Annotated in this window: 5 protein-coding genes; all 5 read left to right on the forward strand. The window is 44.3% G+C overall.

What is annotated here, in order from left to right:
- Positions 1-814: 814 nt before the first annotated feature.
- Complete coding sequence (locus tag ACFO4R_RS03700) at positions 815-15469, forward strand: Cna B-type domain-containing protein (RefSeq protein WP_379787669.1); 14655 nt, start codon at positions 815-817, stop codon at positions 15467-15469.
- Between the two features lie 1087 nt (positions 15470-16556).
- Entirely contained in the window at positions 16557-18221 is a 1665-nt protein-coding gene (locus tag ACFO4R_RS03705) for a GspE/PulE family protein (RefSeq protein ID WP_379787670.1), read from the forward strand.
- Between the two features lie 169 nt (positions 18222-18390).
- Complete coding sequence (locus ACFO4R_RS03710; protein ID WP_379787671.1) at positions 18391-19476, forward strand: type IV pilus twitching motility protein PilT; 1086 nt, start codon at positions 18391-18393, stop codon at positions 19474-19476.
- 293 nt (positions 19477-19769) lie between these two features.
- The gene (locus tag ACFO4R_RS03715; protein ID WP_379787672.1) at positions 19770-20978 is read left to right on the forward strand and encodes a type II secretion system F family protein; all 1209 of its coding nucleotides are present in this window, start codon (positions 19770-19772) and stop codon (positions 20976-20978) included.
- Between the two features lie 62 nt (positions 20979-21040).
- Positions 21041-21144 (forward strand): type IV pilin protein (locus ACFO4R_RS03720; protein WP_379787677.1); only part of this gene is annotated, 104 nt, incomplete at its 3' end.

The following is a 21144-nucleotide window of genomic DNA, read 5'->3' on the forward strand; positions in this document are numbered from 1 at the left end:
GGTGACTTATACTATTATTCTTTTGAGTTGTAGATATAAACAACCTGTGACCCATAGAAGATAAAACAAGTTTTCGTGGGTAGAAAAACAGATATATCTATACTTCTATGGAAAAATAGTATTATGTCATTCTTTGTTTAATGCTATTACCTGTTGCATTGCCCGGTTATCCGTATGGGTGTTTTTTACACAAGATTCGGGGATGAAAGTGAAAAACACAGTATTTCGGTTCCGAATAAATCAAATCTTTTGATAACGACCGTTCCAATGAGTACCCCTGTTACACGAATCCGTTATTGTCGTTGTCATCCGATAATCACTTATTGAAACTCTTCATGGAAGAGCAGTATATTCATTTCTGAACACAAAAAACGTTTAAGAACCATAGGAAACAGGGTATTGATATCAAGGGGTCAAAAAGGTGATACTGTTAAGCTGTTTTTCGTAACTGTGAATACGCCGTGCAAAGGCGAGAGTTCCCTTTTTAAGATGTTCAAGAATGTTCCCGTCGATATGAAATAGATTGCATATGTGTATTTCGAGTTATGAGGTATTACCCTGTATCTTCGCTTTTATCGAACTCGGATACTGAGGTTTTCGCAGATTTTTTTCTCTATTGAGAACAAAGGAAAACGTTTGTATTTTTAATGGGGAGAGCAGTATGTTAAAAAAATGTTACAGTTTTATGAAAAAGAAGTTCTATAATTGAAAATTGTAAAAAAAGTAAGTATAATGATTAGCGAAGAAATTAAATTAAACCAACGAGGTTTGGAATATATTACGTTTTAAATAAACAAAAATAAGGGGGACCGGTATGAATCAAAGAAACAAAACATTATTTCAAAGAGCGATCGCATCATTAGTGATCTCATTTATCTTATTATCGAACTTTACTCTGGTACTGACACGAGCGGAAGAACTCGCACAAGATCCTTCTTCCGTGCTGTTCGGAGCCGAAGAAACCTTGTCCGAGGAAGGTATCCCCCCTTCGGAAGGAGAACCTTCTGTGGAAGAAGATGCAACGAACACGGAAGGAGAAGCTGAGATAGAAGATGCTGTATCTTCTTCTCCGGAAGGGTCTCAAGAAGGAGAGAATGTTGTTTCCGAAATTTCTTCCGAAACCCCCTCCGTGAATGCACCCGAAGAGCTTACCTCAGGAAATGCAGAGGTGGGAGAAGGTGCCAATCGTCTTGCGGCAGATTTCCAGGAAGGTGATTTTATTATAGAAGATGATTGGATCAAAGGATTTTCCGACAGCGGAAAGACCAAAATCTTAGCCAATAAGGATGTGACGATATCCGGGTTTGGACAGGCGACCAAAATTTCATCGAATGCTTTTTCCGGATTGGATCTGAACAGTGTAGTAATAGGAGGAGGAATCACTTCTGTAGGATCTCATGCCTTTCAAAATTCCAACTTGACGTCCATTACCCTCAAGTCCGGTGTCGTCAATATCGAAGAATACGCATTTGCAGACAATAAAATTGCGGAATTTACGGATGAGAGCGAGATTGAAACCATAGGGGATTTTGCTTTCTATTCGAACGAACTGACCCAAGTGCAGACAAGTGCCATCACTCTGGGAACAAGTGCTTTTGCTTCCAACCGCTTACAGGAAGCGAGGCTCAAACGTGCTACCGATGTGGGAAATCAAGCTTTTACCAACAACATCGACCTGAAGAAGTTAACGGTGGAAACACTTGACCCTCCGCAGGAACTTTTAAAGGAAGATAGCTTCGATCAGGGAGAAGAGCCTGTAGAAGTCGATATTGCCCGGAATGCAAACGCGATTGCGAGCTTGGATATATCTCGTTATGTAGTCAATCCCGTCAGTGTTATTATAACCATCAAGGACAAGACCAACGATGGTCCGTTGATCAACAAAATTACAAAAAAGCATGAATTGATCCATTTGGAAGATGAATACCCGGTTCCTATTGTGGAAGGATACACTTATCTTGGAACGGGAACAACGATTCCGATCGACAAAAACAGTATTCAGGACAATAAAATAGAGATAGAACTGCTGTATATGAGAACCTCTTCTCCGCACATTTCCGTTTCGGAGAGCAAGCAGGTCGTGTTTACGACAACCACTTCTTTGAGTAAAACACAGATCCTAAAGGATATTACCTTCTACGATTCTCAGGGGCAGGTAATCCGGCCGGTATTTTTAAGCGGAGAAAACCAGGATCCTCGTATTACCTTGAGTAGAAACACGATTCCCGCACCCCGTGTCGAAAAAACCGAGGAGGTGGAGATTACTCTGACAGATCACAACGGAGAAAAAGACAGTGTCATCCTCCAATTTCAGTTTACGGCGATAGACAAGGGAGAAGAGGAAATCATTCCGGGACTTGATTGGAAGTACAAGGATTTTCGCTATTCTTCCGATAGGATCTTGGGCTTCAGTGACACCGGTTTGGAGAAGCTGAGAGATAACAAAAATGTTGTTCTTCCCGACATCAATCCGACAACGGCAGTGCCGATCACAGCAATCAATAATTCCGCCTTCAAAGATCAGAAGATGGATACCGTGAATTTTGAGAAGATGGAGCAGCTGAAATCCATTGACCACTATGCTTTCCAAAACAGCGGATTGGTCGATGTGCTTAATGAAGAGAACCTTGTCAACCTGACTTATATCGGGGTAGATAGTTTTAGAAACAACAATTTGAGAGAGTTTGGATTTGATAAATTAAAGAAGCTGGAAGTCATAGGAGATCGTTCCTTCTTGGATAACAAACTGGAAGGAGTCCTTCTTACAGATCTGCCCGAACTTCGAATCATAGGAAGTTCGAGCTTTGAGAACAATGCAATCAAAACACTCAAAATAGAGGCAACCCCTAAACTTGAAACGATATCGAGTTATTCCTTTAAGAAAAATGTGATCGACGAACTTGTTCTCAACGATCTTCCAAAGCTGAAGATGATCGGCTATGAGAGTTTCATCGAAAACAAAATAAAGACGGTAGAATTTAGAGATTTGCCTCTTTTAGAGCAGATCAGTGATCGAACGTTTATGAGTAATGAGGTTGGGACCTTAGGACTATCGAATGTTCCTTCTCTTAAAATTATAGGAAATAATGCCTTTTATCGTAACAAGATTAGGGAATTGGACCTCAGTGAAGCTAGGGGGCTTGTTCGACTGGGAGGATTTGAAGGCAATCAAATTGAAAGTTTGAATTTGGAAGGCTTGACAAATCTTCAGAGCATCGAGAGCTACGCGTTTAAAAGCAACAAACTTAAGGAAGTAAAATTATCGGAGTTGACATCTTTGCAGAGAATAGGCTACCAAGCCTTTTATGATAATCCGGAGTTAAGAAGCCTTAAGGTACAGGGGGCACGGAGCTTGGAGAGTTTATCCGAACATGTTTTTGGACAGACGGCTTTGGAGGAACTGGAACTTAGAGATTTGCCCGGATTGAAAAACCTCAATGGATTTCAAGGGATCCGAAGTCTCAAAAAGTTGACGGTGGAGAGTCTTCCGCTGCTTGAGACCATGCAGGGTTTCAGTGGTACCGGACTTGTAGATGTAACCTTAAAAGATCTTCCGAGGCTTGTCAGAATAGCTCATAGCGCATTTTATCAAGCACCGATTGAAAATCTTGTCATGGAAGGCCTGCCTTTGCTTTCGGTCATTGACGGACATGCTTTCGACGGTTCGAAGCTCCAAGGGGAGCTTGATTTGACACCCTTTCCCGAACTGACAAAGATCGGAACGAGGGCTTTCGGGGGAGCCAAACTCACATCTTTAAAGCTTGACGGTTTGGATAAGTTAAAGACGATAGAAGGCGGAGCTTTTACTTCAAACCAGTTGGAAAAAGTCGTTATCAAGGGTTTGGACAGTTTGGAGACCATAGGTGCCGGAGCTTTTGAACAACAGGGCGGATGGAAAAGTCTTACAGATGTCATTATTGAAGATAATCCGAAACTGAAAACGTTGGGCGGTTTTCAATATAACTACAACTTGTCAAAACCGAGCCTGAAAAATCTTCCGGAATTGGCAGTGATCTTGGATTCCGCCTTTTATAATACCAAGATTAAGGAAATGGATTTGAGCGGATTTCCTAAACTGAAACATATTGGAAGAAGTTCTTTTTCCGGAGGAGGAATAAACGGGGAACGAAATGTTATCGCAGACCTTCTTCTTCCTGACAGTGTTGAAGTTATCGATGACAACTCTTACAGAAACAACCGAATCACAAGCGTTGATTTGAGACATCTTACAGGTCTTAAGAAGATCGGTTCCGAAGCTTTTGCTGAAAATACGGCGGTATTTAAGGAGTTTAAACTTCCTGTTACAGCAGATCCCATCGAACTTGGAAGATTGATCGGAAGTCCGAAAACCGAGGATTTGGATTTTTCGACCACACCGGGTGTCAAGGTTAAACTGACATCGGCAAAACCCTTTTTGTCAAGCGGACCTTTGGTAATGAAATTCAAAAATGCTTCTCAGCTTACCTTGGGGAGTAATATGAGGGATTTGGACCCGAATAATCCGACCGTTGTATTTATCGAACATATGGATGTACCGATTACTGCACCTCCGGGCATCCTTATCAATCCCGGTAAAACCGTGATCGATTATGAGGATGAATCGGGAAATAAGATTCCGGGAACTTCTCCTACAACTCGTTATATGCCTCAAGGGGAAAAGGTGGTTGCTCCGGATTTTGAAGGCTATCGTGCAACTTCGATTAAAGTAGAGCCTCAGGGGATAGCGTCCTTTGATCCTTCTACGAGAACTGCAACTATCGGTGCAGTGCCTTCAGGAAGTACGAGCAAACTTACCTTTGTATATGGAACAATAGCAGCGATCAACGATCCGGAATATAAGGTTTCGATAAAGAGGACCGGATATACCCAAGAACGGTTTACACCTCATGGAACAGCTTTGAACGTGGAAGCGTTGTTTAATCTCAAGAATATTCCGGCGAACGAAAAGAACAGCAAGGTAGTGATTCAACTTCCTCAACACGCTACCAAGAATAAGAGTCTTGTGACCTTCCCTCCTACCATACCGAATGTGGAGCTTTCTGCACCCGCCTACTACGATCCGGAGAGAAAACAAGTCATTTATCCGATCAAGGAAATCAAAGACACCAGCATTCTAATGAATATCAGAGTCAAGTTTGAATATGACGGTTTGGATACACCGATGGACAATGAGGATTATGCAAAGGCCTATTATGTGATCGAAGATGGAAGAAGAAAGGGAGAACTTGCATCTTCGGAGAAGTTCGTTACCTACTATCGAACTCCGGGATTTCATAAGGAAGCGCTTCATGGAGAACCGACAACAGTCACGGGATCGCCTAACGAAAATTCCAATAACGGACATACAGATGTATCGATGACCTATTGGTTTCGTTTTCACGATTTGGGACGACGAGCCGATCGGATTGTTATGAAGGATACCTTGCCGACATACAGGAAATGGGATGAAGCCACCGGAAGAGAAGTTGTTGAAGCGGCAAAATTCGATCCCGCAAAAAACCAAGGGTGGGTGTATGATCCTGCCAATAATACCGTTTCTTATGAACTGGACAAGGAGTTTCTCGATGCCTTGGTTACACCGGATGGAAGAAGATATACGGATTGGCATATCATCGGAGGCAGATTTCCCAAGCTTGTCTTGGATTTTCCGAAGGCGGTTGCACAGACCGGGATCATCAACAGGGTGGATACCGAGATCCACATCCACAATCCGAGTGGAAACGACGTTCCCGTGTATAGACTCAATTCGACCTCCAATCGCTCAATTGCGATAGGAGCGATTACCGAGGGTGTTCTGGTATCCAAGACCGGATACGAGCATTACTTTATTCCTTATTCTTCGGATACGCATATAGAACTGCCCTGGACGATAAGGATAAGACCGTCCAGAGTGCTTTCTCAGAATGAGAATGGAAGTTTCTACCATGTTCCCAGGATCAAGAACATCGAAGTATGGGACTTCGATCTCGACAGAGGACAGAGAGAAGAGAACAGACTGTTTGATTTCACTTCCGTGAGAGCAAACCATCCTATGAAGATCTTCCTGTATAATTCAAGGGAACCTTCTCCGTTGAATCATGTACGACCTCAGTACACGGCAGATAAGCTGGTAGGCGAGATTTCTCTTGCTGCAAATGAGAAATACACGCTTACAGCAGAACAACTGCGAACGGTCAAGAACATAAAGTTCAGCTTTGAGAACGTGACCTTGTCCTCTTTGGATGAGGAGATTGTCATCGACATAGGAAGCAAGTTGAAGGAAGGAAAGCAGATTCCCAACAATTATTCCAACAGGGAGAATCTGGCACAGATTTTTGCCGATGTCGATGTTCAAGAAGTGGGGGTTTCGGATAAACCGTTTAAAACTTATGTGAGTGCAAGCAAATATATCAGGCCGACGAAGAAATATATTGAGGTAACCAAGTCGTCCAATCTATCGAATAACCAGACAGTGACCAATCCCACACAGGAAGTCGACTATACCTTGGGATTCCGTGCGGGATACACAATCAGTCAGATCAACGAACCTTTTTATATTAAGAATTTTAAACTGGTGGATCTTTTCCCCGGAGATTTGGATCTCAAGAGGGTAACACTGAATCCCGAGTTTGAGAATGTGGGGGGAACCTACCGCACCGAACTTGTAAACGGAGCGAGCAAACTGATTTTTTCCGCTCCCTATGTTCCAAGCAACCTGGCGTGGGTTGCAAAGGTAAATTCTTCGATCAAATATGGAGCTCCAGGAGATGGAACCGTTGTCAACAAGGCCTATATCGACTTTGAAGAAACGGAGACCGAGGCAAGTAAGCAGATCGAACACAAGAATGCTGCGCCGATTGTAGAAGAAGGAAATAAAAGGCTTACGACTTCAAGTCACTCCTTTAAACTCCTGTTCAACGACAGTCTTGTAGGAAGAAAATATATTCGAAAATCTTCTGTTGACGGGGCTTGGATGGATGAGATCCAAACTCTTCCGGGAGAGACCTTCGAATATAAGTTTGAAGTCTCCAACAATCTCGCTCTTGATGTCAATAAGATGGAGTTTTTCGACCTCTTTCCCTATGACAGAGATCGATTGTTGCTGGCGGGTTTGACGGGAAACCATCCTCTTAGAGGGTCTCAGTTTGCAAACACTTTGGTTCGAGTGAAGTCGATAAGAATGACGAACCTTAAGACGGGACAGAGCGATGATGTTCAAGCGAACTTCCCCATAACATACTTTAAGAGCAGAGACGGCTATCCCGCCAACCTTTTTGGGGGAACTGCAAAACAATGGTTGGAAGGAGCAAAGAATAACCCCGCTCTCCAAACGAATGATCCCAATGAAGCAATAGGGCTCCATATCGGTGGCGGAGGTGCAAGCACCCTGTCAAAATACAGCCGTTTGGAAATTGTTCTGGAGATGAAGGCACCCGACTACGACCTTGCTCATATCGAACAGTGGGAAGGAAAGAAGGCGAATAACACCTTTGCAATGAATTATGAGGGGCTGTCCAAATATACGGAAGTTCCTCCTGTAACCAATGAGATGATCACACCCAAGAAAGACTTGACGTTTAAGAAGGTCGATAAGCTTACAGGACAATCTTTATCCGGTGCCAAATACAGGTTGGAACAGGATGGGCTCGTTAAAGACGCCGTCTCCGATCCTGAAGGATTGCTCCGTTTCAAGAATGTAAATTACAAGCCCTATGAGATCAGAGAGGTCGAACCTCCTGCAGGCTATAAACTTGACACGCAAACTTATCGAAAAGTCCTGGATTATAATGACTATGTTTCCGATTTGGAAAAGATAAGGAACGGTCAGCCGGTAGATGAGGTGGTACAGACCTTTGAAGATGAGAAGCTGCCTCCTGTCGATAATACGAAGTATACCCTCAGGATTCACAAGAAGAACAGGGATACAAGCTTAGGTAATGTCAAATTCAAGCTTGAAAATCTCTCAACAAGGGAAGTCTTGGAGGGAACTACGGACCTGAGCGGAGTATTCGAGTTCAAAAACTTGAAAAACGGTCAGTATAGACTTGCGGAGTTAAGCAATTTGAACAGGTTTACCTTAATCGAACCGTTTACCTTCGAACTGCCCTTGCCCGACGGGTTCCAATCGTCTTCCGTGGAGAGTACGAGCAAAGAGGTCGACACCGAAAACCCTGAACATAAGATCTATACCTTTGTCATTCAAAACAGGACCTACAATATTGAGATGGTGAAACTTGGAGTGAGGGATCTCGTTCGAACCAAGAAAGATACACAGAGAAGGACCACAGAGGGAGAACTCTTGCCCAATGTCAACTTTGAACTCTTTGATACCGGAAAAACCATGACGGCGACGGGAGTGGTTGACAGCGGAGCGGGAGATACAAGTCGGGGCAACTATACGACCAATGCGAGAGGACGGATCGCTGTGGGAGGCCTTGTTCCCAATACAGTGTATAAATTTGTGGAGGTACAGGCTCCCGAATCGTATGAGAAGGCGGAGCCGATCGAGTTTTATGTCGATGACAGCGGAATGGTCAGAAGTATGGAGAAGGAAGGATACTTCAGACCGGAGATGCTTTTGATTACCAATTACAGACAGGTGCTTAAAAGCAGTATGCTTATAGAAAAGATCGATCCCGATACGCAGGAAAAACTTCCCGATGCGACCTTTAAACTCTATAAGAATATCGGCGGACAATATCGGGAACTGGAAGATGAAAATACAGTCAATAAGAAATATACGCAGATGACCAACGAACAGGGAAAACTCAGCTTTGAAGACCTGACTTACGGCCGTTATCGTGTAGAAGAGATCCTTCCCCCGAACGGTTATCTCAAGGGAGTTGAGCCGATTGAGTTTACGGTAGATCCCTACCTTTCCAGAACGATCTCCAAGACGGTCAAGAACCGAAAAATGGACTTCAGTGTTGTCAAGGTAGAGGAACTGGGTGGTCCATATCAGACGGATGCCTTGGCACGTCAGGCGCTTGAGCAAATGAAACAGAATCGTCAGGACGATGAAGACCTCATTGTCGCACAGAGACATATCTATAAGAAACTCAAGGGAGCAAGGCTGGAGCTGAAGGAAAACTACCGCGATAACAACGATGTCGTTGTGCCGCTGAGTACCCAGGATGTCGATGGTTACAGCGTATATCGTTACAGCGAAGGCTTATCTCAATACGGAGCCTATACCCTAAGTGAGCTGACAGCGCCCGTTGGATATGTGAAGGCTCCGGCTCAAACGATTAAACTCGATCGCTTGATCAACTACAACAATCCCAAGGCGACATTCTATCTCAAAAATGTAAGACAAAAGGGACAGATCCACATTACAAAGTTTGAGGGAAGGGGCAATAACGTCCTGCCGGGAGCGGAATTCAGTATTTATGACGGACACCTGACAAAGGAAGAAGCACACAATGCAACTCCAATCCGAAGAAGTGTGACCGATGCCAACGGTATCGTTCAATTTACAAACCTGGAATTAGGAGATTATACCATTGTCGAAACAAATGCTCCTGTGAATTACAAGAGGATCGAAGAGGTCTCTCATGTAAGTTTGACACCGAACAGTACGGTTGCAAGAAAGAGTTTCTACAACAAGCTCGATACGACGACCGTTTTCTTGAAAAAGGTCGATGACAATGCGAGACCGATTGCAGATTTGACAAATTCCAACTTTGAATTCTATTATGACGGCAAGCTTCATTCCGTGGGGGTTCCTACGGGAGAAGAGGGGATGATCAAGTTTGAGAACGTACCTCTTATCGGAGAATATAAGATAAGAGAAACCGGTGCCCCGACAGGCTATGTGATATCCGGAAGAGGAGAACAGAGTTTCCAAGCGACAAATGTGCAGCCCCTAAATATCGATCCGCGACAAAATCAGGTTCGCATTATGCAAAACAAGGAACAGATCGAAATCAGAGCCTCAAAGTTGTGGATAGGAGGAAATCCTGCAAGGAGACCTCAGGTGTATTTCAAACTATTTAGAACCTATGAAGGAGGAACGAGTGAAGAAGTTCAGGTACCTGTTGCTCAAATCGGAAGAGAGGATACACAGGTAGAGTTCGGATTTTTTGACAAGTATAAACATTTGCCTGACGGAACCGTCAAAGAATATGTGTATTATGTCAAAGAAACAGATGAACATGGAGTGCAGCTCAATATGCAAGACTTCTTCTATGAGAGCAACACTGCTCAGAACACCTTGGATGTAACAAACACCTACCACAGCCCCAAGACAAGCTTGAAAGTCACGAAAGAATGGGAACTTGGGGAACATGCGACCAGACCGGATCTGAAGTTTATTCTGTTCAGAAAAACGGCTGTTGCACCTCAATTACAGCAGGTAGTAGGACAGGAAAAGCTCGTTCCCAAGAGTGCCGGGATCGTGGGTACGGTTTTGAATCGGGAGATCTCGGTCGAGTTTACGGATCTTGCACTTACGGATCAAAACGGCGAGCCCTACACTTATGTGGTCAAGGAAGTCAAGGCGGACTCAAGTGCAATTGACGAAACCGTAAACTTCGTACCTGAAAATTCTTTCGAACGTGAAGCGATCAAGCGAGCGGGAGATACCTTCCTTTCGGCAAGCTTCAAGAACCTTTATAGGAGCCCGAAGAGAAGGGTCGAGGCGACCAAGGAATGGGTAAACGGTCCCGATGTCAGACCGCAAACGTGGTTTAAATTGTATCGAAACATTGCGGGAGAAGAGCCTCAAGAAGTCTTGACCGCACCGGTCAGACAGGTGGATAACCTTACGAACACGGTATCGTGGGAGGCGATGGATGAGACCGATGAACACGGAAACCCCTATGTATATTCAGTCAAGGAGGTAAATTCCACGGGTACGGACCTGACCTTCGTTCCAGAAAACTATCGAAAGGAAGAACAGGGATTGAAGGTCATCAATACCTATGTCATTCCCAAGACACAAAAAACAGTGGAGAAGGTTTGGGCTCTTTCCGATGGGGAAGCTAAGCCTGCTCAAATTGAAGTTGTTCTCAAAAGGGAACTCAATGGAGTGATCGAAGACGGTTATGCTCAAAGGGCGACCTTGAATGAAGCCGGCGGATGGAGACACACCTTTGTAGATCTTGACAAGACTGATGTCAACGGCCAAACCTATACGTATGTGTTGGTTGAACAAAACCATGCTGCATACGATGCAACAGTCCAAAATAAGGCGGACGGAAGCGGTTTCGTTGTCACTAATACGCAGAGAGTCTTCCATAAAACGGTTCATAAACAGTGGAACAATACGACGGGAGAAGCAGATCCTACGTCGATAAGGGTACATCTGATAAGAAATGACAGAACGGATGTTCCGTATCGAAGTGTGGAGTTGTCAGCTACAAATCAGTGGCAACACGAGTTCAGAGATCTTCCGTCCCACGATTCCCAAGGACAGGCCTATGTGTATACCGTCGAAGAAGATGAGGTGGAAGGCTACACTCCCGTCATCGATCCATCGACCTTTAAAATCATCAATACCCGAAAGGTAAAGAGCATTGAAGTAACGAAGACCTGGGTCGATGAAGCGGGATCACTCGACAAACCTGAAGAGATAACAATTCATCTCTACAAGGATAAGCAGATGAATCCGAACCCCTATAAGACCGCTCGGATCAGGGCGGGGGCGGACCCGAATGTTTGGAAGTATGAATTTGTAAACCTTCCCGAATTCGATCTCGCAGGACGTGCCTATGAGTATACGGTGGAAGAAGTCCCCGTACCGGGTTATCAGTCTGTTGTCGATCGCTATTCCGTGACTAATACCCGTGAACTGACACAGGTTCCTGTTACGAAGGTATGGATCCAAACCGAAGGAGGTTATCCGCAGAATGTAACGTATCGTCTCTACCGAGACGGTCAGGAGATCGGTTCGAAAACGGTAGGAGAAGACAGCTGGAACACGGTCTTTGATATGGATGACAGTGGTCTGAAACTGCCCAAGAAAAATCCACAAACCGGAGCGGATTACAGCTATACAGTTGCCGAGGATGCTGTAGCGGGCTATACAACTTCGGTTCAGGGAAATCAAATCACGAATACGCAGAATACAAGGACGATCAAACTCAAGAAGAATTGGGACAGGGGCCCCAAGCCCGATGTTGTTCTGGAACTCAAGAGAAGGGTCGGCGCCGATACGGACCCGAATTTTGTAAGACGCTTTACGGCGACCTCCACGGTCTTGGAGAGTGAGGAATACACCGTTCCCACGCATAATCCGTCAGGTCGGGGTTACGATTATTATGTCGAAGAGCCGAATGTGCCCCATGGATACACTGAGACGATCGGAGGTTTTGAGGTGACGAACACCTATCGAAGTCCTCAAATCGATCTGAAGGTCAAGAAAGAATGGAACTTGGGAGAAGAGGTACAAAAACCGGATCTGAAGTTCATCCTCTATCGCAAGACACAAAACGATACCGACTTTGTACAAGTTCCGGGAGAAGAAAAGGACGTTCCTAAGGGCGGATTGATTTCAGGAATTTTAAACCGTGATCTGATCGCGGAGTTTACGGGTCTTCCTGTTACCGATGAAGACGGAAACGACTATATCTACAAGGTAAAAGAAGTAAAGGCGGACGGAAGCGAGATTGATGAAGATATCGTGTTTAAACCGGAGACCTCCGACGAAAGGACAGCCGAGCAAAAACAAGGGGAAACCTTCCTGTCTGCCGAGTTCGTGAACATCTACGAAAGTCCGTCCATCCGTGTCGAAGCGGAGAAGGAGTGGGTGGACGGTCCCGACACAAGACCGAATACCTGGTTTAAACTCTATCGCAATGTAAGGGGAGAGCAGCCTCAGAGTGTTGCACATGCGCAGGTCAAAGAGGTCGATCCTCTCACGGGAAGAGTTTCGTGGGATGATTTGGAAGAGACGGATGAACATGGAAAAGCATATATCTACTCCGTGAAAGAAGTCGATGCTTCGGGAACTGATGAGAACTTTACTCCCGAAAATTATCGCAAAGAAGAAAGCGGTTTGAAAGTAATAAACACCTATGTTATTCCCAAGACGGAAAAAACGGTCGAAAAGATATGGGAGTTGGCTCGGGGAGAGAAGCCGCCTACTGAAGTCGAGGTCGTTTTGAAGAGAAGTTTAAATGCCGTTGAAGACAACGGTTTTGAAGAGCGGATGATCTTGAATAAAGACAACAGCTGGAAAGGCAGTTTCTCCAACTTGGATAAGACAGATATCCACGGAATTGACTATATATATAAGATCCAAGAACAACACTTCGACGCATACGAATCGGAGATTTCTGAAAAAGCAGATGCAAGCGGTTTTGTCATTACCAACAGACAGAAGACGACTGCAAAAACTGCCAAAAAGGCATGGGTGAATACGACGGGAGAACCCGATCCGACTTCTGTAACCGTATACCTTCTTAGAGATGACAAAGCGGATCAACCTTACAGAACGGCAAACTTGGGCGAGTCAACACAGTGGCAGTATGAATTTACCGACCTGCCCACTCACGATGAGAACGGTCGTGAATATGTCTACAGTCTCAAGGAAGCTGAGGTAAAGGGCTATACTTCAGCTGTTGATCAAACAGCCTTTGTTCTGACCAACACGAGACAGGTAAAGAGCATAGAGGTCGAAAAAAATTGGGTTGACGAGAGCAATCAAGTAGAGAAACCCGACGAGATTACCCTTTACCTGTATAAAGATAAACACAAGAATCCCAACCCGTATAAAGTTGCCAAGCTTCGAGCGGGCGCGGATCTGAATGTATGGAAGTATGAATTTGCGGAGCTGCCCGAGTTTGATTTGGATGGACATTCCTTTGAATATACTGTGGAAGAAGTTCCGGTTCCGGGTTATCAGTCGGTTGTCGATCGCTACTCGGTAACAAACACAAGGGAACTTGTCAAAATTCCGGTTACCAAGACCTGGGAGCAGGTGGAAGAAATCTATCCTCAGAGTGTGACATATCGGCTCTATCAGGACGGTCAGGAAATTGCAGTTAAGACTGCGGACAGGTCAAATTGGAATGTTGTATTCGAAACCGACGATAACGGATTCAAGCTTCCCAAGAAGAATATTCATACAGGTCGGGATTACACCTATACCTTGAGTGAAGATCCGGTTACGGGATATATGGCAACCGTAGACGGTTATCAAATCACGAACAAACAAGAAACCGTGAGTATAAGACTCAATAAGGTCTGGATCGACGGCCCCAAATCGGGAGCGACATTACTGCTCAAGCGTAAGGCGGCAGGGCAAGAGGACAGGGATTTCGTCAGAGAGTTTCGAGCGAGTGCTACCCTTCTTCAAAGTGAAGAGTTCAAGCTTCCCGTATACAACGAAGACGGAGAAGAGTATGAGTATTTTGCAGATGAGCAAGTGCCGGAGAACTATACCGCTACCATAGACGGTTTTGAAGTTACGAACACGTATCATTCACCAAAGATCGAGGTTACGGGCGTGAACATCTTTGTCGGAGGGCCCAGCCAAAAACCCCGGACCTGGTTGAAGTTATATCGTCGAATTGTAATCATCGACGAACATGGAAATAAGCAAACTGTGGTAGATGAAGAGGTTCCGTCGGACTCCCTCAAAGATATTCCAAGCTCTACGGAGAGTGAAGTGCATATTACTTGGAGCGATCTGGACAAGACAAACTCAAGCGGAATAGATTACGAATACTATGTCAAAGAAGTCGACGGAAGCGGAAACGATGCGACACCTCCTTCTTATTCCAAGAATGAGAACGGTTTGACAGTCGTAAACAATTATCTGAAATACGAAAAAGATGTCTATGTCAAGAAACAGTGGAATCGGATTCAGGCAGGAGATGCACCGGAAGTCAAAGTCTTTTTGGTTAAAAACGGACAGAGGACTCGAGATTTTATACAGATCAGCAAAGACACCAACTGGGAAGGAGTTTTCCGTAATGTTGTCATCAAAGAGATTACGAACGGATCGGAAGTTCAAAATGACTACACCTTATTTGAAGAAGGAGATCCGAACGGGCTCAACAACGGAAGGATCGTTGTGATAGGAAGGAATGTCTTCGAGGTCGAGGTGACGGGAGATGTTGATCAAGGCTTTGTTATCACAAACACAAGGCTTAACGAAACTCCTCCGAATTCGGGAGGGGGAACACCTCCTTCCGTGCCTGACGAGGATCGACCTCAAGCACCTTGGACTTCGACACCTCCTGAACCTACCGATCCGCCAACAGATCATCAGGGAACCTTTGTCGAGGAAGGAAGTTCCGACCCGTCTTCAAGTTTGCCCAAACTTCCGCAAGTCCCGAAAGAAGGCAACGTTGAACCCGAACCGAAGGACTTAAACGAGGAATTGAAGAAAAATCCTGTTATTAAGACGAAACTCAAGAAGGTGCGTAAGAAGATACCCAAGACAGGACAGATTTATAATCTTGACTTCTTCCTTAAACTGATGCCGTTGACGGGTGCTGTCTTCATCTTGATGGGAATAGCAGGAAAACGTCGAGAACAGTAAGCGAAATTTTCGGAAGACACTTGTCCGAAGAAGATACAAGCATGCGGTCATCAGATAACCTGAATTTTTGTCCCGCTTTGAACTGTTTGGATAAGATCGGGGGATATACTTTTGGCATATTGAAAAAAAGAAGGTCGAAGTCGGCCTTCTTTTTTCTTGAAAAAATAATTAAGACATACTTATGTAGGGTATAACAAAAATAGCATTATAGTTAATGAAGTGGACATTCCTCGGGAATAAGAGAACTTTGAACTGTGTTGGTTGATCTTCGGTATATCGGTTTATGGCCGGATGTCATCATCTTTTCCGTGCTTCTTCCGAAGTTTTAATCTAACGTCAAATTCGGCGACGATAATAGAGGTTTCTCACTTTGCTAAGGAAAAATGGAATCTCCGATAAGCCCTTCATGTTTCGATATTCTCTTTCCGGTTCTTATAAAATCTTGTATGGTTCGTTATTATTATATCATAGCATTTATAAAGAAATAATTTTTTTGGTGTTGGATAGTAAGAGTTTGTATAACTGCGTTTTGACAGTGTATTTTGAAAACAATAATATCTACGTAGATATTATTGTTTGAGATTTCATTTTTTTCAAATAATGTTACGCTTTTGTAAAAAACGACAAAAAAACGACAAAAAACATCAAAAAAACCTAAAAAAAACATAGACTTTTTTAAAAGCGTGTGCTAGAATCTATGAGAAGTGAAAAGGAAATTGGTATGTGATAGGTTTTTGAAGATGTTCTTATTCTCAAATCGGGAAAAACTTATTTTAAATCTTAAGGTTACACCAACATCCATTTGATTTTACGATTCTTTTTTGGGCGTTCTGTCTACTATTTTCAAGAGATTATTAAGGGAATGGGTTTATAAGCTGAGACGATACTGTATGTGTCGCAAAGAGATGTCGGACAATTGTTTTGTGCCGTCTTGTTTTAAAGCGAATGATACAGGATGAGTGAGGTTGTGTTTAGCGGTGTGGTTTGCCCTGAAAGCGAAAACGTTTTACCTATTATAGGAATGGAGAAAAGCAGGTCTTCTTTCGTTGCGAAAAGGATGAGGAGAACTTGTTTGGAGGAGTTTTGTATGAAGTTCTCAGAGATTTTATTGGAGTCCAAGTTAATTACACAGGAAGATCTGCGAAGAGCAAGAAAGCTTAAGGAAGAAAAAAAGATTCTTCTGGGAGAAGCTTTGGTTCAACTCGGAGCGATTACGCAAGAGCAGATGGCGAGAGCGGTTGCACAGGAACTCAAGGTGGAATATGTCGATTTGAGCACCTATGAGATCAGTGAAGAAGCGACGCGGTTGATACCGGAGAGGTTAGCCAGGCAATACAGCATCTTGCCCTTGGCAACAAAGGAAGATAAGATCCTTATCGCTATGACCAATCCCTTGGATATCATCGCAATCCAAAATGTCAAACTTTATACCGGAAAGAGCGTATCCAGAGTGATGACGACACAAAACGAGTTGGACAACGCTTATACCAGAGTCTATAATGTGTCGGAGGATGTTGAAAAAGCGATTACGGAATTTGGAGAAAGCCGGAATAAACAGGTCGAAGATGTCATTGAGGAATCTTCGGACGTCATCAATGCACCTGTCGTACGTTTGGTGAAATCGATCATCCTCGATGCCATCAAGTTAAAGACAAGCGATATCCATATCGAGCCCTTTGAACATAGGGTCAGAGTTCGGTTTCGTGTGGACGGAGAACTCAAAGAAGTTTTGACTCTCGATAAGGGAGTTCACAACGGGATTGTGACAAGGATCAAAATCATAGGCGGAATGGATATTTCCGAGAGGAGGATCCCTCAAGACGGTCGTGTCGAAACAAGCTTGGACGGTCGTGTTGTCGATATGCGTATCTCAATCCTGCCCACGGTCTACGGAGAGAAGATTGTTATTCGACTTCTCGACAGAAATTCAATTGTCGTTTCAAAAGAGCAATTGGGATTTACAAAAGAGAATTTGGCTCTCTTTGATAAAATCATCAAGGTGCCCGAAGGGATAATCCTTCTGACGGGACCGACAGGCAGCGGAAAAACCACGACTCTCTATGCGGTCTTAAAAGAGCTTAACAGCATCAATAAGAATATCATCACCTTGGAGGATCCGGTCGAGTATCGCTTGGACGGAGTCAATCAGGTCCAAGTAAACAAAAAGGCGGGGATGACGTTTGCCGGCGGACTTCGTTCCATCCTGAGACAGGATCCGGACGTTGTCATGCTTGGCGAGATCCGAGATGAAGAAACGGCGGAGATTGCGATTCGAGCTGCAATCACGGGCCACGTCGTACTTTCGACCTTGCACACCAACGATACGGCAAGTACGATATCCAGACTTGTCGACATGGGGATCGAACAATATATGGTATCTTCGGCAGTTGTGGGGATTGTTGCCCAGCGTTTGATCAAGAAGATTTGTCCCAAGTGCGGTTACGAGTATCCATCGACTCCCGAAGAGATGAACTTGCTGGGAATATCCAAACCGATCATCCTCCGCAAGGGTGCGGGTTGCAACTATTGCAACGGAAGCGGATATTCGGGACGTACCGGGATCCACGAGATCTTGGTCGTGGACAGAAAGATAAAGACCATGATCAACCAAAGGGAATCCATAGATAGGATCAAGCAGGCAGCAAGGGAGAACGGAATGAGCACCTTGAGTGAATCAGCGGCAAAACTTGTTAAAAATGGAGTTACGACGATAGAACAGATGCTCAAAGTGACTTACAGCGTCGATGAATAGGAATAGTCGAAATGCACGCATAAACAAGATATGCTTGCAACAAAAGGTCAACGTCTGTAAGCGGTGTAATCAAATTTAAATACTGTAAGTACAAAGTAAGATAAAAACTTGATTTTACCGTTCTGTTTCGATGGAAGGTAAACGTTTTAAGATATACGGAGCAAGAGAGATGAAAGAAATAGAAGATGATCTGAGAGGAACGGATGGTATGATAGATGAGATAGTAATGGAAGCCCTCAAACGGAACACATCAGATATACACATAACGGTTGGTCTTCCCCCGGTATTGCGTGTTCACGGTAAGTTGACGCATTATGGCAATAAGGTCTTGGGACCGAGGGATACAGTGGCGATCATCAAAGAAATGATTTCGGAGAACGAGTTTAAGAAGTTTCTCTCCAAGGGAGAACTGGACACCGCCTACTCTCACAAGGGATTGGTTCGTTTTCGACTGAACGTCTACAAACAAAGGGGAAACTGTGCGGTCGCTATGAGAACTGTATCCGACACCATTCCCACAATGGAGGAATTAAAGCTTCCGCCCATATTGAAGGAACTTTGCAAAAAGAAGAGGGGACTGATCCTGGTAACGGGACCGACAGGAAGCGGAAAGTCCACGACCCTTGCAGCGATGGTCGATCATATGAACCAATTTCGAGGCGAACACATCATAACGATAGAAGATCCGATTGAGTACCTGCATAGGCACAAGAACTCAATGGTTAATCAAAGGGAACTTGGAAAAGACACCCTTTCATTCGGAAATGCCCTTCGTGCAGCCCTTCGTGAAGACCCCGACATCATCCTCGTAGGAGAGATGCGAGATCTCGATACGATAGCGACCGCCTTGACAGCGGCGGAGACGGGCCACCTGGTTATGTCCACCCTGCACACCATCGGGGCTGCAAAGACGATTGACAGGGTAATCGATGTCTTCCCTCCACATCAACAGCAACAGGTAAGGACGCAGTTGTCCTCCGTTTTGGAGGCGGTCATCTCTCAACAGCTTATGCCGAGGTCTGATCAAACAGGTAGGATTGTCAGTTTGGAGATTATGACGGCTACGCCTGCAATTCGAAACTTGATTCGGGAAGGAAAGACCCATCAGATTCAAACCATTATCCAAACCAATGCGGCGGCAGGGATGAAGACCATGGATTCCTGGTTGACCGACCTGTATAAACAGGGCAAGATCGACAAGGAGACCTTTATCAAATATGCGGTCGACTATGATGAAGTGAAAAAGTTTCTGTAATTTTTGTGATACGGTTCTTCCTTTGAGTGATAGATATAAACGATTGATGACTCGTAGAGGATAAAACGAATTTTCGTAGTCGCAGAACAAATATATCCATTATTGGAAAACAGTATGAGATCTGGAGGCGAAACCTTTGTTATACAACGCATACAAGCGTAATATAAATGAAACAAAAAAGATGATTAAAGCAGTTTTAAAAGGGAATATTTGTTAGGGAAGATCGAGCAGGTTGAAAAACCCGCTAAGTCAAAGAAGTTCTTTGTATCAGATAGGGCAAAGGAGGAAGAAGAATGGAAGGGAAGTTTAAGTATAAGGCGATAAACGAAGCGGGAGATGTTGTTCAAGGAAGTCTTGAGGCAAAGAGCATTTCGGAAGCCGCTTCCATCCTTCGAACCAAGGGCACAAAACCGATCCACATTGAAAAAGAAGAAGAAAAGTCCAAGGAGATTACCTTTGGAACTCCGAAATTCAAACTTAAGGATCTCGTCCTCTTCTCCCGCCAGAGCAGTACCATGCTTAATGCCGGGATGGCTCTCAACCGTTGTCTCGATGTCCTGATTGAACAGAACAAAAACAAGCATCTGAGAAAGATCACAAGAGAGGTTGCCGTTTCCGTGCAGAAGGGAGAGACCCTCTCCAATGCACTGTATATGCAGGGCAATGCCTTTCCCGATCTCTTTAAGAAGACGGTCGAGGCGGGCGAGATGACGGGTCAACTCGCTGAAGTGCTTGAGAAGATGGCAGTCCACTATGAGAAAGAGAGAAGGATACGCACCAAGATCAAGGGGGCCATGATGTATCCGATCATCCTTAGTATTATTGCAACCGTTGCAGTAACGATTCTTCTGGTCTTTGTAATGCCTAAGTTTATGGAGATTTTTGCAGCATCCAATGTGGAGTTTCCCGCACTTACCCTTATGGTTATGGCATTAAGTAAGCTTTTGGTTAATTATTGGTATATCATCTTATTAGTAATTGCAGGGCTTGTGCTGTTGGTGATTAATCTTTTAAAGCAACCTCAGATAAGATTGAGTTTCGATCGGTTTAAGCTTAAGTTTCGTTTGATCCGGGACCCGATGACCAAGATCGTAACTTCCCGTTTTACCAGAACCCTGTCCACCTTATTGTCCAGCGGGATCAATGTGGTCTCCGCCTTGGAGACGGCAGGTCAGACGACGCAGAACACCTATGTGGAAGAATCGTTAAAAAGCGTTGTTACCGGCATAGAGAAGGGGATGAGTATGACGACCCAGCTTGAGAAGACAAAGATCTTTCCTCCGATGATGCTCTCGATGATAGCGATAGGAGAAGAGTCGGGAAATCTTGAGGCGATGTTGGAGAAGACGGCGGACTACTATGACGAAGAGCTTGAAGCGGCAATGCAACAGATGGTCTCTTTGATAGAGCCGATTATGATTGTGGTTATGGGACTTCTTATCGGGACCATAGTAATAGCGATGTATCTTCCGATGTTCAGCGTGTTTGAGACTTTGCAATAAGATGGCAATATCCGTCAAACAGGCGGTTTGCATAGATAATTCACTTGAAAGGAGGTGAGAATATGAAGGCGATCCAAAAGAAAAGAAAAGGATTTACCCTAGCGGAATTGGTAGTGGTAGTAACGATTTTAGGAATATTAATGGTTATTGCGGTAACGCGTTTTTC

This window comes from Filifactor villosus, from assembly GCF_042652965.1.
GTDB classification, from domain to species: domain Bacteria; phylum Bacillota; class Clostridia; order Peptostreptococcales; family Filifactoraceae; genus Filifactor; species Filifactor villosus.